The sequence below is a fragment of the Lactiplantibacillus plajomi genome (assembly GCF_005405405.1).
Classification (GTDB): Bacteria; Bacillota; Bacilli; order Lactobacillales; family Lactobacillaceae; genus Lactiplantibacillus; species Lactiplantibacillus plajomi.
The window spans coordinates 15,997-37,049 of sequence record NZ_BJDZ01000008.1; the positions used below are offsets into that span (position 1 = coordinate 15,997).

At 51.4% G+C, this 21,053-nt stretch carries 22 protein-coding genes; 12 read left to right on the top strand and 10 right to left on the bottom strand.

All coding sequences use genetic code 11. From position 1 onward, the window contains the following. Positions 1-398: 398 nt before the first annotated feature. Together FFM82_RS04545 and FFM82_RS04550 are read left to right on the top strand one after the other, a co-directional pair. Positions 399-998, top strand: coding sequence for a hypothetical protein (locus FFM82_RS04545; RefSeq protein ID WP_137644689.1), 600 nt, complete (start codon positions 399-401; stop codon positions 996-998). 154 nt (positions 999-1,152) lie between these two features. After that, entirely contained in the window at positions 1,153-1,347 is a 195-nt protein-coding gene (locus tag FFM82_RS04550) for a hypothetical protein (RefSeq protein WP_137644690.1), read from the top strand. Here FFM82_RS04550 and FFM82_RS04555 read toward each other — a convergent pair whose 3' ends face one another. Continuing rightward, entirely contained in the window at positions 1,348-1,788 is a 441-nt protein-coding gene (locus tag FFM82_RS04555; RefSeq protein ID WP_137644691.1) for a MerR family transcriptional regulator, read from the bottom strand. Between the two features lie 156 nt (positions 1,789-1,944). Between FFM82_RS04555 and FFM82_RS04560 the strand changes: the two genes are divergently transcribed. The 5 genes from FFM82_RS04560 (at position 1,945) to FFM82_RS04575 (ending at position 5,481) form a co-directional block, all read left to right on the top strand. Continuing rightward, positions 1,945-2,613 (top strand): hypothetical protein, encoded by a 669-nt coding sequence (locus FFM82_RS04560; RefSeq protein WP_137644692.1) that lies wholly within the window; start codon positions 1,945-1,947, stop codon positions 2,611-2,613. Between the two features lie 118 nt (positions 2,614-2,731). Further along, positions 2,732-2,860: a hypothetical protein gene (locus FFM82_RS13850; protein WP_263854478.1), complete on the top strand. Its 129-nt coding sequence runs from the start codon at positions 2,732-2,734 to the stop codon at positions 2,858-2,860. 120 nt (positions 2,861-2,980) lie between these two features. Next, positions 2,981-4,102: an aminotransferase class I/II-fold pyridoxal phosphate-dependent enzyme gene (locus FFM82_RS04565; RefSeq protein WP_137644693.1), complete on the top strand. Its 1,122-nt coding sequence runs from the start codon at positions 2,981-2,983 to the stop codon at positions 4,100-4,102. 69 nt (positions 4,103-4,171) lie between these two features. Further along, complete coding sequence (locus FFM82_RS04570; RefSeq protein WP_137644694.1) at positions 4,172-4,486, top strand: thioredoxin family protein; 315 nt, start codon at positions 4,172-4,174, stop codon at positions 4,484-4,486. 209 nt (positions 4,487-4,695) lie between these two features. After that, positions 4,696-5,481 carry an alpha/beta fold hydrolase gene (locus tag FFM82_RS04575; protein ID WP_137644695.1) on the top strand — a complete coding sequence of 262 codons (786 nt, stop codon included), beginning with the start codon at positions 4,696-4,698 and terminating at the stop codon, positions 5,479-5,481. Between the two features lie 44 nt (positions 5,482-5,525). On the opposite strand, the gene FFM82_RS04580 is transcribed toward FFM82_RS04575, so the two are convergent. Genes FFM82_RS04580 through FFM82_RS04590 form a run of 3 tightly spaced genes read right to left on the bottom strand, consistent with a single transcriptional unit; the run spans position 5,526 to position 8,623 of the window. Further along, positions 5,526-6,377, bottom strand: a complete 852-nt coding sequence (locus FFM82_RS04580; protein WP_137644696.1) for an SAM-dependent methyltransferase — start codon at positions 6,375-6,377, stop codon at positions 5,526-5,528. A 9-nt stretch (positions 6,378-6,386) separates the two neighbouring features. Then, entirely contained in the window at positions 6,387-6,803 is a 417-nt protein-coding gene (locus FFM82_RS04585) for a helix-turn-helix domain-containing protein (protein WP_137644697.1), read from the bottom strand. Positions 6,804-6,820: 17 nt separating this feature from the next. Then, positions 6,821-8,623 carry a M3 family oligoendopeptidase gene (locus FFM82_RS04590; RefSeq protein WP_137644698.1) on the bottom strand — a complete coding sequence of 601 codons (1,803 nt, stop codon included), beginning with the start codon at positions 8,621-8,623 and terminating at the stop codon, positions 6,821-6,823. A gap of 131 nt (positions 8,624-8,754) precedes the next feature. Between FFM82_RS04590 and FFM82_RS04595 the strand changes: the two genes are divergently transcribed. After that, entirely contained in the window at positions 8,755-9,678 is a 924-nt protein-coding gene (locus tag FFM82_RS04595; protein WP_137644699.1) for an alpha/beta hydrolase, read from the top strand. Between the two features lie 76 nt (positions 9,679-9,754). Here FFM82_RS04595 and FFM82_RS04600 read toward each other — a convergent pair whose 3' ends face one another. The 4 genes from FFM82_RS04600 to FFM82_RS04615 form a co-directional block, all read right to left on the bottom strand. Next, a complete protein-coding gene (locus tag FFM82_RS04600) occupies positions 9,755-10,042 on the bottom strand; it encodes a bacteriocin immunity family protein (protein WP_137644700.1) in 288 nt (95 codons plus the stop codon). Between the two features lie 165 nt (positions 10,043-10,207). Then, positions 10,208-10,762, bottom strand: a complete 555-nt coding sequence (locus FFM82_RS04605) for a cysteine hydrolase family protein (protein ID WP_137644701.1) — start codon at positions 10,760-10,762, stop codon at positions 10,208-10,210. 205 nt (positions 10,763-10,967) lie between these two features. Next, entirely contained in the window at positions 10,968-12,719 is a 1,752-nt protein-coding gene (locus FFM82_RS04610) for a 1-deoxy-D-xylulose-5-phosphate synthase (RefSeq protein WP_137644702.1), read from the bottom strand. Positions 12,720-12,811: 92 nt separating this feature from the next. After that, positions 12,812-14,797 (bottom strand): cation:proton antiporter, encoded by a 1,986-nt coding sequence (locus tag FFM82_RS04615; protein ID WP_137644703.1) that lies wholly within the window; start codon positions 14,795-14,797, stop codon positions 12,812-12,814. 162 nt (positions 14,798-14,959) lie between these two features. Between FFM82_RS04615 and FFM82_RS04620 the strand changes: the two genes are divergently transcribed. The 3 genes from FFM82_RS04620 to FFM82_RS04630 all read left to right on the top strand — a co-directional run bounded on the left by FFM82_RS04620 (position 14,960) and on the right by FFM82_RS04630 (position 17,863). Further along, positions 14,960-15,976 carry a Gfo/Idh/MocA family oxidoreductase gene (locus FFM82_RS04620; protein ID WP_137644704.1) on the top strand — a complete coding sequence of 339 codons (1,017 nt, stop codon included), beginning with the start codon at positions 14,960-14,962 and terminating at the stop codon, positions 15,974-15,976. A 156-nt stretch (positions 15,977-16,132) separates the two neighbouring features. Beyond that, a complete protein-coding gene (locus tag FFM82_RS04625) occupies positions 16,133-17,071 on the top strand; it encodes a LacI family DNA-binding transcriptional regulator (RefSeq protein ID WP_137644705.1) in 939 nt (312 codons plus the stop codon). A 21-nt stretch (positions 17,072-17,092) separates the two neighbouring features. Continuing rightward, positions 17,093-17,863 carry a Cof-type HAD-IIB family hydrolase gene (locus tag FFM82_RS04630; protein WP_137644706.1) on the top strand — a complete coding sequence of 257 codons (771 nt, stop codon included), beginning with the start codon at positions 17,093-17,095 and terminating at the stop codon, positions 17,861-17,863. A 66-nt stretch (positions 17,864-17,929) separates the two neighbouring features. Here the strand turns inward: FFM82_RS04630 and FFM82_RS04635 are convergent, their stop codons facing one another. Beyond that, a complete protein-coding gene (locus tag FFM82_RS04635) occupies positions 17,930-18,784 on the bottom strand; it encodes a ribonuclease H family protein (protein WP_137644707.1) in 855 nt (284 codons plus the stop codon). A 173-nt stretch (positions 18,785-18,957) separates the two neighbouring features. Next, positions 18,958-19,914, bottom strand: coding sequence for a nucleoside hydrolase (locus tag FFM82_RS04640; protein WP_137644708.1), 957 nt, complete (start codon positions 19,912-19,914; stop codon positions 18,958-18,960). A gap of 241 nt (positions 19,915-20,155) precedes the next feature. On the opposite strand from FFM82_RS04640, the gene FFM82_RS04645 reads away from it, so the two are divergent. Beyond that, positions 20,156-21,040, top strand: coding sequence for a polyphosphate kinase 2 family protein (locus FFM82_RS04645; RefSeq protein WP_137644783.1), 885 nt, complete (start codon positions 20,156-20,158; stop codon positions 21,038-21,040). Positions 21,041-21,053 lie beyond the last annotated feature (13 nt).

Here is a 21,053-nt window from a genome sequence, read left to right on the forward strand (position 1 = left end):
TCATTGTGCCAAGTAATCACTTCTCGAGCTGTTTTCAGCGGGGAAGTGATTTTTGGTTGTAATTTAAACGAAAAAATGGTACCTTTTGAAGTGCGATGAGTCGATAGAGTCAGACTTCCAGTAATGGGGGTTCCGCGCGAGCGGCTAGTGACTAATATTGATAGCGGGGCACGTTACTCTGGCGGATTCAGAGTGCTTGGGTCACTGATATTGTGGAATGTCACCCCCACCGGTTGAACCGGTGCCGTGATGAGCGTTCGAATTTCGATTCGAACGCTTTTTTTGTATATAAAGTGTTAAGATTATGTTTAATACCGGTAATCGTTGGCAAATTTAGTCAATGTGGCGTATGGTTAAGTTAGCATCAGAACGATTAATTTTTGGGGAGTTGATTAGTTATGAAAAAGATGTTAATTAGCACCGCAATGGTGGCAGGTATCTTAGTGCTCGGGGGCGGCTTTTATCTGTGGCCAAAGGGTGATCCGGTCACGAGTAACCAAACCGCGAGTTCTTCGGTGGTTAAGCATAAAACGACGAAAAAAGCGGTCGCTAAGCAGGTTGCACCAGCTGAAGAAAACACGACGACGGCTAGTAAGGTGGAATCGACCAGTAGCAGTCGTACCGATGCCAGCGGCAGTAGTGACGCTTCGACGACTAGTTCAACCGGTAGTTTGAGTAGCAGTGAAGTGGGCAGTTCTTCCAGTAGTGAAGTTAGTCAAGCCCTTAGCAAATCGAACTTAACGACCGCCCAAGTTAATGACTGGGCCTGGACCCAGGTTAAACGGCAGTACAGTGGCGCGGACGTGACTAAACAAGATTTTCAATTTAACCAGTACCAACGGAACGGTCTTGTCTACGTGGATGTCTACGAAAACCAAAATGATCAGGTTGCGCACTTAGCGGGGCGTTTCCGGGTCAATGCGGCTGGAAACCTAGAACAACAGTCGCTTTCGAACGGGAGTAGCTGGCACGTGGTTGCATCCGCACCAGCGGAATAATCGATAAAAACAGCAAGTTAGTCGGGTCACTGGATTGCGTGACCCGGCTTATTTTTTAGGAAAAGTAAGCGCCTTCTTGAAAATGGGGTGCAACTACGGCATACTAGAACTTAATAAAACTCGGGTTGGACCCTAGGAATGGCGCTGGTATCTCGTGGCAACCGAAAAATCAGGAAAGTACGAAATCTATGATGAAAAAGATAAGCAACGGGGGCGGACCCTACTGATTGTCGCCAAGTGGGCTGCAGTGGTCGCCATGTTAATCAGCCCGTTCGTTTATCAAGTTAGCCGCAGTTTGGGCCTGGATTTAGCAACCTTGGCGGTGATTGCCGGGGGCGCTCGCTTTTAGTTAGGCCTGCTTATCGGCTTGGTAGACTTCGTGTTGGACACTTTCTTCCATATTGGACGGTACGATACTATCAACTTTATGGTTGATCAGGATGTCCGCGTAATGGTCAACTTTGTGGTTGATCGTTTTTAAATGGTTTTGGAGTTCATTAATTTCGGCAAGTGTTCGCTGCTGTTGGACCTTCATCATTTCGTAGCGTTCGGGCACGGTCTGTTCACCTTCCTGAACCAGGTGAAGGTAATGTTGAATTCGTTCGACTGGCATCCCAGTTGAGCGCAAGCAAATGATGAGGTGCAGCCATTCGAGGTCGACGTCTTCGAACACGCGGTTGTTATTAGCGTCCCGCTTAACGAACGGCAACATGCCGTGATCATGGTAGTAGCGGATGCTGTAAGTTGAAATGGCCATTTTTTTGGCGACTTCTTGAATGGTGTATGACAAAGTAAACCCTCCCGATTAGTGTTATTGTCAGTCTAAGCTTTAGCCAATGATTTGTAAACTGAAGAGTTGCCAGAACGGGCTTAGTGCGTGCAGAGGAAAAGCTTGCATTCTAGTTAGACGAAGGTGTTAGGGTGGGACCAAAGGAAGTGAGCTGAGGTGATCAAGTATGCAATTCAAGTCAGTGGTGCGCCGTTTGTCCCAATTAACGGTTGGTCGACCGATCCCGAAGCGGCGATTGCGGCGGTTCACCAAACGTCGGACTACGACTTGTTGGTTTGGGAACCGGTGACGGATCAGTGTCGAATTTATGCGCAACGGGACCTCGCAGATTTGGGAGAGCGGGTCGAACATACGGCGTACGCCAAGTTGTTAGCTCGGCTGATGACGATCGCGACCGACCCGCAATTAACGCATCAATTGAAGTCGACCTGGTACTTGGTCATCGACTTAGCTTTGTTGGAACGCCAGTCCTTGCTGAATACGGCTGCGGCGTTGGTTACCGTGACCGTTCAAGCCCAGTTGCCAGGTATTACTAGCCGGGAACTCCGTGGGTTGGCGGATCAGGCCCGCTGTTGGTTGGTGGCGGCCGCGGTTACGCCACTACAATTGGTGGCGACGCCGCAACCGTTGAAAAATCTGTTGACCTATTTAAGCGAGCAACCGCGCAAACTGGCGGTCTGTCAATCGGAACGGGCTACTAAGGCGTGGCGACTGGCCAACGACGCCCTCGTGCTGAATCAAACACCGATTTTACCACAGCGCCTACAATTTACGAGTGCTTGGACGCTGTTTAAAATTGCTGATTTTGAGCAAAAAAATAACTAAAAATATGACTTTTTTTGCTTGACGGTCTGGTGATGATTAGAGTACGATGATAGCAACATTAAAAGACATGTTAATGAGAAGAGTAGGCGTGAACGGACCGTGCAGGGAGCCGTGGAAAGTGCAAAACGGTCGGTCGGGAAACGCTGAAGATGAGCTCGGAATGCCCGTGCGTGGTCGTGAGGCTACCGCGGCGGCACTGGCCGATATCCCAGAAAGTTTAATGAACTTATTGAGTTTAGCGGGGTGACCCGCTATTGAACTTGGGTGGTAACACGCAACCGTCGTCCCAAATTGGATGGCGGTTTTTTTGTGTTTTCCGCGCTTTTCTCGCAGCAATGTCAAATAAGAGTGAAAGAGGTTTAAAATCATGACAACCAATTCAAAGCAAGTACATGTTGAAACGTTATTAGCACAGGCGGGCAACCGTACGGATGATCAAAAAACGGGGGCGATTTCCGCACCGATTTATTTATCGACGGCTTACCGACACGCTGGCCTAGGCCAATCAACAGGTTTTGATTACCCCCGCGAAGCCCAACCGACCCGATGTATTTTGGAAGAAACGCTGGCGCGGCTCGAACACGGGGTGGCGGCCTTCGCGTTGACGTCTGGAATGGCGGCCATTCAGCTGGTTTTCACGCTTTTCCATAGTGGTGATAAGATTATCGTGTCCGACGACTTGTACGGTGGTTCGTACCGTTTTTTTGACTTGTTACACGAGCACTATCACCTCGACTTTGCCGTTTGGAATGGCCAGGACCAACAACAGCTGGCGGCTTTGATCGATGCACAGACCGTGGCGTTGTGGTTGGAGACACCGTCTAACCCGACGATGAAGGTGATTGATATCAAGCAAACTGCTGCGACGACCCGGACCCACGGCATTAAACTGATTGTCGACAACACGTTTTACACACCGCTGATTCAAAAACCGCTCGACTTAGGTGCCGACATCGTGGTGCATTCGGCAACTAAGTACTTGGCGGGGCATAACGATGTCTTAGCTGGGGCGGTGGTGGCGAAATATCAAGCCGATGCCGACCAGTTGAACTTTAACCTGGTCACGACCGGGGCCGTGTTGGATCCGTTTGACGCCTGGTTATTATTGAGGAGTTTAAAGACGTTACCGTTACGAATTCACCAGCACGAAACCAACGCCCAAATCCTAGTTGCCGCGCTGGCGCATGATCCGCACGTCCAACGGGTGCTGTACCCCGGCCGGGGCGGGATGATCAGTTTTTACTTAGCGGACAACGTTGACGTTGACCACTTTTTACGGGCACTCAACATTATTTCGTTTGCGGAAAGCCTGGGGGGCGTCGAGAGTCTGGTCACCGTGCCGGCTGTTCAGACCCATGCGGATTTAAGTGAAGCTGAACGGCAAGCAAAGGGGATTACGGCGAACTTAATCCGCTTATCTACCGGGATTGAAAATGCTGATGATTTACGAGCTGACTTAGTTCAAGCGTTAGCCGCGGCGGCCGACTAGGGCAAAAGACTTTACTTACTTAAAGTATGTGTTAAACTTAAATTAACTTATTAAATTGGAGGCATTTTAATGGCAACTGCAACTTTAAGCGACGCGGAAATCCGTGATCGCATCAAAACAGGTAAGCACATGTTATTCTTTACGGCGGATTGGTGCCCGGATTGCGCGTTCATCAAACCAGTGATGCCCCAGATCGAAGCCAAGTACGACCAATACGATTGGATCACGGTCGACCGTGATGCCAACATTGAAATTGCTCAAGAGATGGGTGTCATGGGAATCCCAAGTTTCGTTGGGATTGAAGACGGTAAGGAAATCGGCCGTTACGTGGATAAGTTCCGCAAGACCCAAAAACAAGTGGAAGATTTCTTAGATACGTTATAATTAAAGTCCAAAAGTCGGTCACGGGGAAACGCCAATGACCGGCTTTTTTGACGCGGTGATAAATTTTTTAACCTGATTTCCTACACCTAATCAAGCCATTTGAGCCCGGAACTTTCGGCGTTCGTGCCGTTAATGGACACGCGCTTTTTGGAATTTACGCGCTTTTTTGGTAAACTGTTAACTATTAATTCTGGAAACGGTGATCAATCATGACAAGCAATCAATTTGAAGACGTGGTCGTACGAACCACAAAAATCGCGGATTTACCCGTATTACACGTGTTTGCGGCCAGCCAGGCGCAGACCGAGCTACCAACCATCATTGATTATCACGGCTGGACGACGCAGACCTCGTCGGAACTAGTGGCCAGTTACGACCTGGTTCGCCAAGGGTTCCGGGTCATTTTACCGACCGCCTATTTGCACGGTAGTCGCAATGACGGCACTGACCTTGACCGCCACCCGGAGCATTTTTGGTCAATCGTGGGCCATTCCGTGGCGGAGTTCCCTCAGCTAGTTGACGCCTTGGTGACCGCGGGGATTAGCAACCCCGAAAAAATCGGCGTTATGGGGACCTCGATGGGCGGCATTACCGCCGCGGGAATCATGGCGACCCAGCCAACGGTCAAGGCCGGGGTTTCCCTGATTGGGTCGCCGGAGCCGCTGGCGTTTGCAAAGGATCAGGTCGCCAAGCTACCCGCAGCCTTAGCGGCTAAGTTACCGGAGCAGCTCTTAACGGCGACTTACGAGCAGATTAGCCGCTTCGACCTAGCACAACACGTTGACCAGTTGGCGGGGCGGCCAATGTTCTTCTTTAACGGCACCGCTGATCAGATGGTGCCGTACCAGTACGTTGCCGACTTCGAGCAACGTTTCGCCAACCAACCCGCGTTGGCCGGAACGGTCTTTAAGCACGCGGACGGTGGCGTGCACCACGTGCCACACCGGATGCACGAAGCGGCCGTTAAGTTTTTAGCAACGCATATTAATGAATAGACCAAAAGACGTGCTTCCCAACAATGGGGAGCACGTCTTTATTTTTACCGAATGACGTAAACTTGATCATGGATCAAATCAAACGGGTGGTAGTGCTGGTTCAATTGGTCGACCAGCGCGCCGGTTTGATAATCGGCGTGGTCCCAGAACGCTTTGGAGCCGGTCGCACCGTATTTTTCACCGATACAAATCAGGGGCACGTCGACATCACTGGCGCGCATCGCTTGCAGTAAGTCCCAGTCAATTGTGAGCTTATCGGGTGACCAGGCCATGATGACGAACTTGATTTGGTCGGCGTAGCGGTTAAAGGCGCTTACCGCGTCGAGTTGCTCGATCGCGGTGACCGGTTGACGACCGGTTTGGTTATCGCTTTCGTGGGTCCAGGCCTTGGAATCGGTCGTATAAATGGTTTGGTTCGGGTGTAACCGCCGCAGCCCCTTGGAAATGTAGCCGTTGCCGGCCATGACCTCCAAAACGGGGGCTTGGCCGACCACGTCAGCGAGGTCCTTTAAGAAGGGGGCGCTAATGTAAGCCCACATCCCGTATTTATCTTCCACGTAATCGCGAAAGTCCCGCAGCAGTTGGTCGACCTTTGGCAAGGCAGCGGAAAGTTGGTTCCATTCAGCATCGCCGGCCGGATCGCCCATTGGGTAAGTTTGGTTGATGCGTTCGAACAAGTCGTCCTGAAAGTCGTCGGGGACTTGAAGAACCGGCAGTTGTTGCGGTGGCAACCCGGCGGCCAATAAACGGTCACTTTCCAGGACGTTGTTGATCATGACCAGGATTTTCGGGTCGTCTTTAAACAGTTCGCGGTAACGCGTCATCTGGGTGATGTAGGGGGGCGTCGCCTGCTTTTTGGCGCGTTTTTTTAGTTGTTTTAATTTCTTGGGATTCATGCAATGCTCCTAGTTATCAAAGTGTAGGTCGAGTTCTTCTTGACCGAACGCGTCCGGGGTACTGCGCTGTTGGCGCCCGTGCAAGTAGCCGTTCATTAGTTGGAAGAGCTCGTAACGGTCTTCACTACTGAGCTGTTCGCCATTGAAGGTCAACGGCTTACCGGACAAGAAGATGCGGCCCAAGTCGTATTCTTCCTGTTCAGCGCGACCGGATAAATAGTCGGTCGTGACGTTGAAAAATTCGGCGAGTTTGCGGACTTCCAAATAGGAGGGGGTCCGTAAATTACGCTCCCAATTACCGATTTGGGCGGGCGTATTTTTGCGGGTCGTTAAGTCGGCGTCGGGTTGTGCGTTCAGTGCGTCGGCCAATTCAGCTAGGGTCATTTTTTGCCCACGTCGCAGGGCTCTTAATCGTTCTGGAAACATGTGATCACTTCCGTTTCTCATAGTAAGGGGGCGGATAACGCCATAAATTCATCCACGTCCCGTTTAATTAGGTTAACGCCAGCTTGCCAGAAGGCCGGCTTCGTCAGGTCAACGCCGAGGTGCTTTTGAGCTAGCTCCTCGGTGGTCATGTTGGCGGTGTCGCGTAGTAGCGCTACGTAACGGTCTTCGAAGTCCGGTTGCCGTTTTGCCTGGGCGTAAATGCCGAGACTGAAAAGGTAGCCAAACGTGTAGGGAAAGTTGTAGAACGGCACGTCGTCAATGTAAAAGTGTAACTTGCTGGCCCAAAACATTGGGTGGTAAGTTGTCAGCAGGTGGCCGTACGCGTCTTCCTGTGCCGTCTTCATCATGGTTGAAAGTTTGGCTGGGGTGACGATGCCACCTTGCCGTGCCTCGTAAAAGCGGCTTTCAAATAAAAACCGCGCCCGGATGTCCAGGAACATGGCCAGCGGGTTTTGCAACTTATTATCTAGCAGTTGTAGTTTGGTCTTAGCGTCCGGCGCGGCTTTGACGCTGGCATCAGCAACGATCAGCTCCGCAAAGGTGGAGGCCGTTTCGGCCACGTTCATCGCGTAATCCTGACGCCACAGTGGTAAGTCCTTGATGACGTCGGCGTGAAAGGCGTGCCCTAACTCGTGTGCTAAGGTCGCGGTATCGTTCGGTGAACCAGTGAAGGTCATAAAGATGCGCGATTCGTGCGTTTCTGGTAGGTTATCCATGTAGCCGCCCGGGCGCTTGTTCGGCCGGTTTTCGGCCTCGACCCAGCGGTGTTCCAACGCGTACTGGGCTAAGTGGCCCATTTTGGGACTGAATTTACTGAAATTTTGAATGACAAATGCCGCGGCCTGGTCATAGGTTTGGCTGGTCGGCTGATTACCAAGGTCTAACGGGGCTTCGATGTCCTGCCAGTCAACGGTCGTTTTACCTAATAAAGCGGCTTTGCGCTTGAGGTAACTCAGTAAAATCGATTTATCAGTATCAACGACCCGGTACATCGCGTCGAGGGTCGCCTTACTCATGCGGTTTAGTTCCAATGGCTTTTGCAAGAAGTCACGGGTGCCGTGGGCGCGGTAGTTTGTTAATCGAAAGCCGGCCAAGTGGTTTAAGGTGTCCGCAAATGCCGGTGCTTGAGCCTGCCAGGCAGTTTCCCAGTTGTGCATCAAGTTAGCACGTTGCTGGTTGGACATGGCGGCAGCCAGCATGTTCTGGGCCTGTCCCGCCGACAGCGTTTGGACGTGACCATCGCCGTCGGTAAACTTGATTTTTAGTTGGTTGACCAACGTGTCGTAGTGGTCGCTCCAGCCCTGAAAACCGTCCAGCGCCAAGTTATTGATCAACGCCTCCGTTTGATCATCCAGTAGGGCCAGTCCTTGGTGGCGCATTTCGGTTAAGTTGAAGGCCACCGCCTGGAGTCCCGGCTGAGCGATAATGGTTTGAAACGTCTGGTCGTCCAACTTAACCAGTTGTTTTTTAAAGCGGTTAAGTAGGTCGTCTAACTGGTTGTCGAATTGGTAGAGGCGGTTGAGGAGCGGACCGGCTTGCGTATTACTAGCATCGGCGGATTGGACGGCGACAACGAAGACTTCGCACTGGGCGAGGCCCGCCTGAATGGCTTGTAAGTCGTTGACTAGTTCGGTGAACCAGTCGTAATCCGGTGTGTCACTAGCGGCGCGCCAATTGGCAATTTTATCCTGGGTCGCGGTTAGCTGGTGCGCGAGGGTCGTTAGTTTGGCCCGTAATTGTGGCGAGGTGATACCGCCCGGGAAGATGTTGTCTAAGTCCCAAGTTTCTGAATAATGCATCTGTGGGGAACCTCCTAATCTGGTCTAGTTATCTTTAATTATAAACGTTATTATTATGGGTGTGGCAAAATTCAACTGATTATCACGGGGATTTTTTGAACGAGTAAGCTAAGAGAAAACGGGGCGTTTCAATGAAAAAATTATGGATAACATTAGGTGTGTTGGTCGTGTTGATTGGGGGCGGCCTGCTTGGTGCCGGGAGCTACTTTTACCACGTGGCGATTGCACGTGGAGATAAGGCGTTTGTGACCCAGAGTACTAAGCTATCCAAGAAGAGTCAGGTTTATCACCAAAAGTATTGGTACCAGCACGTCAAAAAGCAAACTTGGACGATTCAATCCGCGGACGGGTTGAAACTGGTGGCGTGGTACGTCCCCAAGCGGGGGTCCGCTAAAACGGTGGTCTTAGCGCACGGCTTTGCCGGTAATAAGGCACTGATGGGCGCCTGGGCCGGGATGTACCATGAATTAGGCTATAACGTCTTAGTTCCGGATGCGCGCGCGGCCGGTGCCAGTCAGGGCCAAGCCGTGGGTTACGGTTGGCTGGAACGCAAGGACGATTTAAAGTGGGCGCAAACGGTTGTTCAGCGGACCAAAACGACCAAGATCGTCATGAGTGGAATCAGTATGGGGGCGGCCGGAATGACGATGGCCAGCGGTGAACGGCAGCTGCCCCAAATTAAAGCGTACGTTGTTGACAGTCCCTTCACTAGCGCGCAGGCAATTATTAGTTACCAGGCCAAGGAGATGTACCACTTGCCGGCCTTTCCGCTCGTTAACGTGACCAGTGCGATTACCCGGGTACGAGCCGGTTACAGCTTTAAAACGGCGGATGCCCAGGCGGCAATCGAACGCAATCACCGGCCGATCATGATTATTAGTGGGACTAAGGATGACTTTGTCCCGACCTGGATGGGCAAGGCCCTGTACCGCCACGCTAATCAGCCCAAACGGTTATGGCTGGTCAAAGGAGCCGGTCACACGACGGCCATCACCCAAAATTATCAGGAGTATAAACGGCGAGTCGCACAATTTTTAAAACAGTACGTTGACTAGTTCGACTCCAAAAAGGCAAGTGCTCGCGCATGAGCACTTGCCTTTTTGTCCGAACAAGCTTGAATAATTGCGATTCCTAGTCCCGTTGTTGATAAGGTAGGTGGTAGTCGATTCCGGTACCGTCCTTGAGGGTTTCTAAATAAAGCGCGTTGAGTGCCGCCGGACCGGTGGTGTGTGCCTGACTCCAAACCGTTAAATCACGGTTTAAATCAGCCGCCACTTGGTGGTGATCCGCTACGCAATCAAGCTTTTGCAGCGCGGCGACCAGTAACTGGGTCAGTTCAGGAATTGCCTGGACCGCCGGATCATTATAGGCGGTGTCGATTGCCGCAACTAGTGCAATCGCGTTTTCGTTTTTGAGCATGTTATCATCCCCTTATTGTTAGTATAACGCTGTGATGGTAACAAGCAAGTTGAAAATGAAAGCGGTTGCACTTGTGAAAAATAAAAGCGAGCGTCCAAAGTTAGTCAGCTTTTGACGCACGCTTCGATGATTATCAATTGGAAACATAGAAATACCAAGCATGTCTTAAATAAGGGTGGCCCCTAGACTGTTTTGGAAGTGCCGCAGCGCCCAGGCGTGACCTTCGGCGTCAAAGCTGGCCACACCATCCTGATGAATGACGAGCTGGTAGCCTAAATTATAGGCGTCGACCGCGGTATGCAATACGCAAATATCGGTACAAACGCCAACTAGGTGCAGGGTCGTCACGTGCCGTTCACGGAGGCGTAAGTCGAGGTCGGTACCGGCAAAGGAGCTGTAACGCGTTTTGTCGAACTGCCACACGGTGGGGTCCTCTTGGTGCTGGTCGAACCAGTCTTTGAGTGGGCCGTATAGTTCGCGGCCCCAGGACCCGCGGACGTTGTGGGGTGGGAAAAGCTTACTTTCCGGATGGTACGGGTCGTGTGGGGTGTGCACGTCGGTTGGGAGTAACACCCAGTCGCCGTTAGCCCGCATCTTTTCGGCTAACGCGGTAATTACCGGAGCCAGTTGTTGGCCCGGATAACCACAAGTTAAGGCCCCGTTATCGGCTACGAAGTCGTTGGTGTAATCAATAATGAGCAGTGCTTGATCAGTTGGCATAATTTTCCCCCTAAGTGTTTTTGAAAATAATGATTAACTTAGGTATAAATGTATCCAGTTAAGGGGCGACTGTCAATGAAAAACCAAGCTAATTATTTGGGGTGGTGGTTGTTGAGGCTGTTATCAAGCGCGACGATACATTAAAACCGCCTGCAGCGGGCAATTTAGCACGGTGCAGGCGGTTAATGTTGGGATGATTTAAAGTTTACTTGGCCAAGTTAGCCGTCACTTCGGCAACGACTTGTTCCGGTGTTAGCTTGAATTCGTGGTGCAGTTCAGCGGTGGTTTCGTGGTGATTAAAACGTTTAGCCGCCCCTAGGCTGATGACCCGCATTGTGGTGTTGCCATAGAAGCGGGCCACTTTTTCGCCAAAACCGCCACTTAGACTGGCTTCTTCCAAGGTGACGACTAATTGGTGGTCGGCCTGAAGCGCCGTCAAGGTGGTCGCGTCTAAGTTGGAAATATCGCGGGGATCAATCAGGGTGGCATCGATGCCCTGCGTTGCAAGTTGTTGCTGAGCCCGTTCTGCCAGTCCGCGCAAACTACCAACGGCTAGTAAAGCAACGGTTTTACCGGCGTGAATCGTATTCATTCGGTGCGCGTCAAAGTTAGTCAACGGTGCACATTCCAACGGACTGCTTGGGACACGGATGGCAACCGGACCGGTCGTTTGGTGCAGTGACCAGCGCAGCATGGCGGCCAGTTCTTCCTTGGTCGTTGGTGCGAGGTAGGTCAGGTTCGGAATATTACTTAGCATCGCGATGTCGAAGACCCCTTGGTGGGTCGGGTCACCGGCGCTGATGCGACCACCGGAAACCATCACCGTGACTGGCAGCTGGTTGATACCCAAATCGTGGGACAGTTGGTCGTAGGCTCGTTGCAGGAAGGTTCCCGAGTGGAAGACGACCGGACGGAGTCCCTGTTGGGCTTGACCAGCAGCAAAGGTAATTGATTCTTGTTCGGCAATGCCAACATCAAAGTAGCGGTCGGGGTGTTTACGCCCAAAGCGCTTTAAGTCGTAGGAACCAGGAATGGCGGCCGTAATCGCTGTTAATGGCGTATGCTGGGTCGTCAGTTCGTCCTCTAAGACGGCGTGAATGACGTCGTTATAGCTTTCACCGCTGGCGGGAGCTAGGGTTTCCCCAGTTTTGAGGTCAAACGGCACGTGCCAGTGGAAGGCTTCCTTATTTGCAATTGCCGGTGCATAGCCGTGGCCCTTTTCGGTGTGGACATGGAGCACGATGGGGTGGTCGACGTCCTTAACGTCCTTGAAGGCGGCCAACATGGTGGTCAAGTCGTTACCATCCGCGACGTAGCGGTAATCGAGACCCATTGCCTTGAACAAATTATTGGCACTCTGCCCGTTAGTTTCGCGAAGCTCTTTTAAGTTGCGGTAGAGGCCGCCGTGGTCTTCAGCAATCGACATCCCGTTATCGTTGACCAGAATAATTAGGTTCGATTTCAGGGTGGCGGCGTTATTTAAGCCTTCGAGCGCCAAGCCGCCGGAAAGCGAGCCGTCGCCAATCACGGCCATGACGTTGCCCGTCTTTTCAGTTAAGTCGCGGGCGACCGCCATCCCGGTTGCGAGGGCGATCGAAGTGGAGGTGTGCCCAATATTGAAGTAGTCGTGCGGGCTTTCTTCCGGTTCGGTGTAGCCGCTAACGTCGTCGTAATGGGCCGGGTCTAACCAGGCCTGCTTACGTCCCGTCAAAATTTTATGGGTATAGGATTGGTGTGAGACGTCCCAAACCACTTTATCGATTGGCGAATTAAAGACCGTGTGAAAGGCAATTGTTAATTCAACGACGCCCAGGTTCGGGCCAACGTGGCCGCCAGTCTGGCTAACTTTGTTGAGTAATAGGTAGCGAATTTCGCTCGCCAACGCGGTTAGGTCGGCTAAGCTCAGTTGTTTTAAATCAGCTGGCTGATTGATTTTATTTAAAATGGGAGTTTCCATATCAGTTATCGCTCACTTTCTGCGTTAATCTTGAACATTAACTAGCTTAGCACCTTCTAGTAGCACGAAGGCAAGCTGCTTGATAAAAAAAGTTATTCCGGGTCGAAGGATTGCAAGTAAACGAGTTGGTCGGTCGAAATTTGCGTATACAGTTGGTTGCTGAGTTCGGCGGGGTAAGCTTGTTGTTGAATGAAGTTATACTCTAGTTGAAAGGCTTCAATTAACAGGTTATTTTGACCAGGCAAGTCATCACGCGCCCCGGATAAGCGCCGGTGCCGTTCGTCATAGGCCCGGCGAACGATGGCAACGGCCTGTTGGTTGTCAGCGGTTGTCGTTGTCCGTAAAAATTCAAGGACGGCCCGGTAAGGTGGCTTTTCGACCGTACGGAGTTCGGACCAGCCACTGGCGTGCTCAAAAGCTGAATGGGAAGCAGCTTGCTTACGGTACTGGTGAAAGGCTCGGCGCCGCTGCCGAGCCCGCTTGCTGAGTGAAAACTTTCCTAACAGTAAAAATTTTAAGAATAATCGGAGTCGCTGCGACAAGGACTGTTGATTGCGAATCCTAGTTTCACTAGCAATTCGAAGGTAGCGTTCGGCTAAGTTAGCGTCGAGTTCGGCGTGTGCAACCATTTCTTCAATGACTTGTGCCTCAACCGCGTAGGCTTGATCAAAGAGATTACTTAATTGGGCTTTATCGGGGCGCCCTGCTAACGTGCGTTGGCTATCTAAGAGCATGACCACCTGACTAGTTAGCGGGTTATTCCCGTGACAGGCCTGAATAAGCGTCATGGCGTAGTTGACCATGGCCGCCTTGGCGTCCGTTAGCTGGGTGTCACTAATTGTTTGTTGGTTGCTAGGTAAGGCCAACGGTAAGATGAACGTCGGGATGATTAGGCTGATCAAGATGACGACGGCGGCAATAAAAATAACGTCGTTACGGTAGGGAAAGGCTTGCCCGTTTAACGTGAGCGGCAGGGAGAAAGCCATGGCGAGTGTAATGGTCCCGTGAACCCCACTAAGTGCCATGATAAGTGCGTTAGTGGTTTTCTCGCAGGGGTTCCAAGCGCGAATCGGCGCTAAGTCAAAGCGGGTCCACAAGAACCGGGCAACGGTCATTAACAGGTAAAGTATCGCACCGACACCGACGAGTAACTCGATTGAATGGGTATTACGCTGACTTAAACGCTCAACGACGCGCGGCAGCGAAACGCCGAGTAAGACGAAAACAATCCCGTTCAGGATGCTTGCCAGGACGGACCAGGTCGTGGTTGTCACAATTTGTAAGCGCGACGTGGTCAACCGGAGCCGGTCAGCCTGAATACCGTGTAATAGGCCGGTCGCGACTACTGCTAGAATTCCCGAAACACCAATGGCTTCGGCTAATAAGTAAACGACGAAGGGGGTGAGTAAGGTATAGGGGACGATGACGGACGGGGCGTCGACGTGCATGTTGATCAAAGAAATGCGGCCGGCGACGATAAGAAAGCCTAAAACTAGTCCGAATAAGATACCGCCGAAAAAGACGTAGCCAAAATTACCGATCCCGTGTAACAGGGAGAACCTGCCCGTCATGACGGTTGCAATTGCTAGGTTAAACGCCACGATTCCGGAGGCGTCGTTAAACAGCGACTCGTTTTCGAGCGTTTCCATGACCACCGTCGGCACCTTAACGTTTTTAGTGATGGAAGACACCGCGACGGCGTCGGTGGGCGTGATGATCGCCCCCAGTGCTAAGGCGAGGGCCAGCGAGAATTGGGGAAGCAGGTAATGGGTCAGGCTGCCGACCAGTAGAATGGTGATTAGCGCTAGGGCAACGGCAAGTGACAGGGTCGTTTTGAAATGGCGACCAAGTTTGCGGCTATTCGTATTTTGACCATCGTTAAACATTAATACTGAAATAATGACGAATAAAAATACTTCTGGTTCTAATTCAAAATTATGGTACAACGGTGTGAAAGCCAGCGCTAAGCCAGCCGCGATTTGTAAAAAGGCGGCTGGAATTTTGTTAAAGCGGGCGTACACGGCGTTGGCCGCGACAACCGCTGCAATGAGTAATAGGACTAAGAAAACGGTTTGCACTTGCAAGTGCCCCCTTAATAAGTTAATTGATTTATTTTACGCTTAAAAATACGTGACGCCCACTATCTGCGCTCAAGTTGCGAATTATGGTGGGTAAAAACGTTTAGTTTCACTCGGCTGACCGGTATAATTAAGCTATTAACGCGTACTGGAGGAACCGCCATGCTCACAATTGCTTACATTGGTAATGGAAAAAGTGCCAACCGCTACCACCTACCGTTTGCATTGAAGTTAAAGGATAAGATCAAGGTCAAAACGATTTATTCACGCTCGGGACGGCAAGCCTGGACACCAATTGACGGGGTGCACTACACGACGAATTTAGACGATATTTATCACGATCCGGAAATTCAGTTAGTCGTCGTTTCGACACCGAGTCCGACCCATTTTCAGGTGGCCAAGGATGTCTTGATGCATGATAAGAACGTTTTGGTGGAGAAACCCTTCACCGAAACGGTCGCGGAAGCCGAAGCGCTCTTTGAACTCGCTCGTTCACGGGGCTTATTCATTCAGTGCTATCAAAACCGCCGTTATGATTCCGACTACTTAACGGTTAAAAATGTCTTGGCAAGTGGAAAAATCGGCGACCCGTTGGAAATGGAGATGCATTTTGATTATTTCCGACCGGAAGTCCCAACCAGCGTCGAGCACTTTTCAATTGCGACCAGTTACTTGTACGGCCACGCCTGCCACACGCTGGACCAGGTGATTGCCCTGTTCGGCCGGCCGGATGCGACCCATTACGACGTTCGGCAATTATTGGGACCCGACCGGATGAACGATTATTTTGACATCGACCTGTACTACGACGCACTGAAAGTTTCGGTCAAGTCGAGTTATTTTCGGATTAAGCCACGACCAAGTTTCGTCGTCTACGGTAAAAAGGGCATGTTCATTAAGGCCGATAAGGATCGCCAGGAAACGGACCTTAAACACTTTTACTTGCCGGATCACGCCGATTTTGGCCTCGACCAGCCGGAAAATTACGGCACGTTGACTTATATTGATGACAACGGGCAGTACCACGAAGAAAGGGTGGTCTCCGAAGTGGGCGATTACAGCCGGGTTTACGAGGACGTTTACCAGACCATCGTTAACGGTCGGCCGAAGGTGGTTAAGGACGAAGAAACGCTGTTACAAATTCAGATGTTGGAAAAGGGCATTCAGGCTTGTCACTAGCAAGCTAGCGGGCGCGGGGGAACCCCCGCGTTTTTTTGCGCAGTTTTGGGGGCCAATTTAGTGGTAAACTTAAAAAGTGCTTGACCTGGGACCGGTTTCATAAACTATGGTAATTTTGTGAAACATCCCAGAAAGGGTACCAGAGGAGGGACAGGTGTGACCAATATTCATGATATTGCCCGTTTAGCGGGTTGTTCCGTATCAACGGTGTCACGGGTCATTAACCACCAGAAGTACGTGGCGGATGATAAGCGCGCTAAAATCGAAGCGATTATGCGCGAACTCGATTACGTGCCTAACCGGATGGCCCGTGATCTCAGCAACGGCCAAACTAAGACGGTTGGGGTGGTCCTGCCGTACGCCAACCACCCGTACTTTGCCCGCATCATTGACGGTATTGTCAGCGCCGGGTTTGCGGCTGGTTATAAAATTACCATGTTGCCGACCAATTACGACGTGACGGTGGAGCGCCGCTACTTGGATCAACTCCGGAGTAAGGCTTACGACGCGTTGATCTTTACGTCGCGTAGTAGTTCGCTGGCGACTTTAGAGCGGTACCGCAAGTACGGACAGATTGTTTGTTGCGAGGATCCGGGCGATGAACGGCCGTTAGCCGCTGCCTTTACGGACCGCTTAGCATCCTACATCAACGCGCTCGCCTGGGCCAAACGGCAGGGCTACCAGACGATGGGGGTCGTCCTCAGTCGCAATAACCTAATCAGCGCCAGTACCCGGACGACCCGCGCGGCCTACGAACAAGTCTATGGTGACCTGGCGCCGGAAAAGTTGTTTACCGGGGCGGTTACTTACGACGATGGTTACCGGGCGGGGGCCTACTTTGCGAACTTAACGCCGCCGGTCGAAGCCATTTTTGTAAACGGTGACAACATCGCGGCCGGGGTTCACCAGTTCTTTGTGGACCATGATTGCCAGCCGCTACCAGTCATTGGTCAGGAAAATTTACTGACGAGTCGAATTCTAAAGTTTTCCACCATTGACCATCATTTGGAAGCACTTGGCGAGGCGGCCTTTCGCTTAGCAATCGGGTCGTCGACCACCCATGAATTGATTAAATCTGAATTTATTAAGCGTTAGCTGGAGGAGCGAAAAAACGATATGGTAGCTAGATTAGCAGTTTTTGATATTGACGATACGTTGTTGAACAGTAAGAAACGGTTGTTACCAAGTACGGTCGCTAGTGTTAAGCAGTTACGGGCGAACGGCGTGCACGTGGCGATTGCCACCGGGCGTAATTACGCGATGGCCAAACCAGTCATTGACGCGTTGCAGCTTCAAGATTACGTGCTGTGTAACGGCTCGGCGGCCTTTGCCGGCGGTCAGCAGGTCCATCAGCACACCCTGAGCCGGACAAACGTGGCGAAATTAGTAGAAGCGGCCGACCATCAGGGCATCGACGTGGTAGTTGAATCACTGGACCGCTTATACTGCCACACCCGTCCGTCGAAATTGACGGATAGTGTCCTGAGTAACTTTAAGGCCCCGGACCTGGCTTATGATCCCGACTATTACCGCAATAACGACGTTTATCAGGCAATGATGTTTTATCCCGATGAACAGGACCACTTGTTACCGCACCCCGACGAGTTCTCCTTCGTTCGCTTCCACGATTGTGGCGTCGACATTATTCCGAAGGTCGGGTCAAAAGCACTGGGAATCGATAAATTAGCGGCGCAACTCAACGTGACGCCGGAAAACGTCGCGGCGTTTGGTGATAATCAAAACGACCGTGAGATGTTGCAACATGCTGGTATTGGGGTTGCGATGGGCAACGCCACTCCAGATATTCAAGCGCTTGCCGACCAGGTGACGACTGATTGTGACCACGACGGGATTGCCAACGGGCTCCGTCAAATCGGGTGGCTGTAAATAAACGCAAAAATAGGCTGACGAAATTTTTTCGTCAGCCTATTTTTAGGCTACGCTAAGGCGTGGTTAATCGTTGTTAAGCCCGGCGTCCTTCAGCATTTGGCGGATCGCGGCGACTGATTTTTCGGCGACTTGTGGGTCGGCCGGTTGGGGTGTGGTTTTCGGCTTTGGTTGCGATCGCGGTGCGACGGTCACTGGCTTGCTCGCCGTCGTCGTGGGTGCCGGTTGGCCGGGCACCATGCGGTCCATTGTCTGGTTCAGTAACTGGTCAACGAACACGTTGCCCTGATTAGTAGCGTGGCCCTTGGTCCAGTTAAAGTGGAGGTGTTTGAATTTTGGGAGTACTCGGTCAACGGCCTGCCAGAGCTCGGCGTTGACTAACGGGCCGGCGCTGCGTTTCCAGCCGCGCCGCTTCCAGCCAGCTAACCAGCCCTTGGTGACGGCGTTCAAAACGTATTGTGAATCCAACACAAATAAGATCTGAGCGTTAGTTTGTTCCAACGCCACTAACTTTTTCAGGGCATTCAAAAAGGCCATGATCTCCATCCGGTTGTTGGTTGCACCCCATTCGCCACCCGAATCGGTGACGAGCTGGTCGGGTAGTTCGATTCGGTAAGCCCAAGCGGCACGGTCGACTTGTTTGACGTGGCCTCCCGCAACGTTCCCAGTATTACGCGAGCCGCCGTCAGTGTAAACGGTAATATCGGCTTTGCTTGGGACTAAGGCTGGGCGTGCGGGCTGCGGTGTACTCGTCTTCTTAGGGGCACCCGTTGCGTGCATAAAGGCCTCAGCCGCCGCTTCGGTGGTAAAGCTCTTGTACTGAGCCTGCGAAAAGCCACTGACTTGTTGTTGCGTTTCTGCCCAGGTCCGGTAGATCCCCGGTTGTTTGCCTTTACGGACGGCGTAGTATTTTTGTGCCACGATGATTCCCACTTTCTATTTGGTAATAGCTTAAATGTACCACGTTTTAAGGCTGGGCACCAAAAATGAGCGGGTGATAAAAGCGGAGCCAGCTGACTTTTGGCGCACGTTTCGACTATCAATATTCGGAGAAACACAAGGGGCTGTGACTAATGTCACAGCCCCACGCTTGATTAATGTTGTTTAAAAAGGGTGGTTAAATAAGTCATGAACGTTTGTAAGTACCGTTGTCGCTCAACGTTAACGGCGACTTTTACGTTGGTTGGGTCGTTTAAGCGGGCCGGATCACCAATCGTGCGGCCGTAATCCACGTCCTCAGCTTGGACGAACATGTTCAAGTCAATCGTTGAGACAAAGCTGGGATCGAGGGCAACCCCAACCGCTAGTGGGTCGTGCAGGGCGCAACCGTGCAAGTGCGGGCTGGTAATTTCGTAAGCCCCGATGTAGTAATCCACGATGTCGGCAAACTTGGCGCCGGCGGTCGTCTTTAAGTCCCGCCACTGCTGCGTTTCTGTCTTAGTCAGCAGCGTCCGTAGTGTGACGTCCAAACCGACCATGGTTAAGGGGAGGTTACTGGTGAAAACGGCGTTGGCTGCTTCGGCATCCTGATTGATGTTGGCTTCGGCAAAGTGGCTGACGTTCCCAGGAACCGTCAGCGCGCCGCCCATCAGTGTCACGTTACCAATGGTAGTGGCGATGTCTGGCGCTTTTTTAAGTGCGGCTGCTAAGTTAGTTAATGGACCAGTTGGCACTAAGGTTAAATCATTGCCGTACTGGTGAACGGCGTCGATTAAAAAGTCGACCCCGGATTGACTTTCGACCTGACGTTGAGGTTCGGGTAAGTCAACGTCACCGATACCATTGGCACCGTGAATTTGTTCTGAAATGGCCATCACTTCAAAGTGTTCGGTCGTGCTAGAGTGGGGTTCGCCCAAAAAGACCGGCACGTCGGTCGCACCGAGCAATTCCAAAATTCGTAAACTGTTGTCAGCCGCTTTCGGCATCAGTACGTTGCCGTAAGAACTAATAATCCCGATCAAATCTACGTCGGGGGCCCCAACGGCGTAGGCGATTGCCATTGCGTCGTCAATCCCGGTGTCTAGGTCTAAAATCATTTTACGTTTTGCCATAAGTAACATCCTCCTAAATAGGTGTTCACCCGTTTGGTGACCGCGAGAACTATGGTTTAATTGTAACCGTTTAACGCGGTACTGACAACGGCTGTCCGCGAATTACCAGCCCGAATCACTAATCATTGTTCGGATTACGTTGGACTAAATCTAAACTGGTCAAAATGTAATCGCTGCCTTATACTAACAAACAAAGGTGGTTAGTTGAATGAACTGGCCATAGATGAAGAGGGCGATGACACTGAATTTTGAAAAAGAGTACCGCTATACCGGTAAGCACCCGTTGAACTTAACTAAACGGGCAACGGCACCGGATAAGCCGGACTGGGACGAAAAACGGATCAAAGCACGGATTGCAAAAAATATTAAGCAATTAACGGAACTGCAAGGAAAGTTATACGCGCAGGACCGCTACGGCGTGCTGATCATCTTTCAAGCCATGGACGCGGCCGGCAAGGATAGCATGATCGCCCACATTATGAGTGGCATTAATCCGCAGGGTTGCGACGTCACGTCGTTTAAGCAACCTAGTCAGCAGGACTTGGCCCACGACTACTTGTGGCGAATTCACCAGCAAGTTCCAGCGCGGGGGAAAATTGGTATTTTTAACCGGTCTTATTACGAGGACGTATTGGTCAGTCGGGTTCACCCGGAATTGATTTTAAACGCCCATATTGGCGCGATAACTGACAAACACCAGGTCGGTGACGAATTCTTTACGCAGCGTTGTCAAGATCTGCGTTTCTTTGAACACTACTTACAGCGTAACGGCTACTTGGTCTTGAAGTTTTTCTTACACATGTCCAAGGACGAGCAAAAGCAACGCTTTATTCGCCGGATTGAAATTCCGAGTCATAATTGGAAGTTTTCGGCGGCCGACGTGGCGGAACGGCAGTACTGGAACGACTATCAGCGGGTCTACGATCAGGCTATCAGTGCGACCGCGTCCAAGACGGTGCCGTGGTACGTCATTCCGGCGGATAGTAAGTGGTATTCACGACTATGCGTGTCGGAAATTATTAATCAGCGTTTACGGGAATTGCCACTGGCCTACCCGTCGCTGGATGATCAGGCGCAGGCCCAGCTTAAACGGGCACTGAACGCGTTAGACCACGAAAAGCATTAAAAAAGTTGCCAAT

Coding starts and splice junctions, on each gene's coding strand:
- FFM82_RS04600 (WP_137644700.1), bottom strand. CDS start 10,042: ATGCTCAAAAACGAAAACGCGATTGCACTAGTTGCGGCAATCGACACC.
- FFM82_RS04570 (WP_137644694.1), top strand. CDS start 4,172: ATGGCAACTGCAACTTTAAGCGACGCGGAAATCCGTGATCGCATCAAA.
- FFM82_RS04590 (WP_137644698.1), bottom strand. CDS start 8,623: ATGCATTATTCAGAAACTTGGGACTTAGACAACATCTTCCCGGGCGGT.
- FFM82_RS04585 (WP_137644697.1), bottom strand. CDS start 6,803: ATGTTTCCAGAACGATTAAGAGCCCTGCGACGTGGGCAAAAAATGACC.
- FFM82_RS04620 (WP_137644704.1), top strand. CDS start 14,960: ATGCTCACAATTGCTTACATTGGTAATGGAAAAAGTGCCAACCGCTAC.
- FFM82_RS04605 (WP_137644701.1), bottom strand. CDS start 10,762: ATGCCAACTGATCAAGCACTGCTCATTATTGATTACACCAACGACTTC.
- FFM82_RS04580 (WP_137644696.1), bottom strand. CDS start 6,377: ATGAATCCCAAGAAATTAAAACAACTAAAAAAACGCGCCAAAAAGCAG.
- FFM82_RS04610 (WP_137644702.1), bottom strand. CDS start 12,719: ATGGAAACTCCCATTTTAAATAAAATCAATCAGCCAGCTGATTTAAAA.
- FFM82_RS04595 (WP_137644699.1), top strand. CDS start 8,755: ATGAAAAAATTATGGATAACATTAGGTGTGTTGGTCGTGTTGATTGGG.
- FFM82_RS04565 (WP_137644693.1), top strand. CDS start 2,981: ATGACAACCAATTCAAAGCAAGTACATGTTGAAACGTTATTAGCACAG.
- FFM82_RS04545 (WP_137644689.1), top strand. CDS start 399: ATGAAAAAGATGTTAATTAGCACCGCAATGGTGGCAGGTATCTTAGTG.
- FFM82_RS04640 (WP_137644708.1), bottom strand. CDS start 19,914: ATGGCAAAACGTAAAATGATTTTAGACCTAGACACCGGGATTGACGAC.
- FFM82_RS04575 (WP_137644695.1), top strand. CDS start 4,696: ATGACAAGCAATCAATTTGAAGACGTGGTCGTACGAACCACAAAAATC.
- FFM82_RS04630 (WP_137644706.1), top strand. CDS start 17,093: ATGGTAGCTAGATTAGCAGTTTTTGATATTGACGATACGTTGTTGAAC.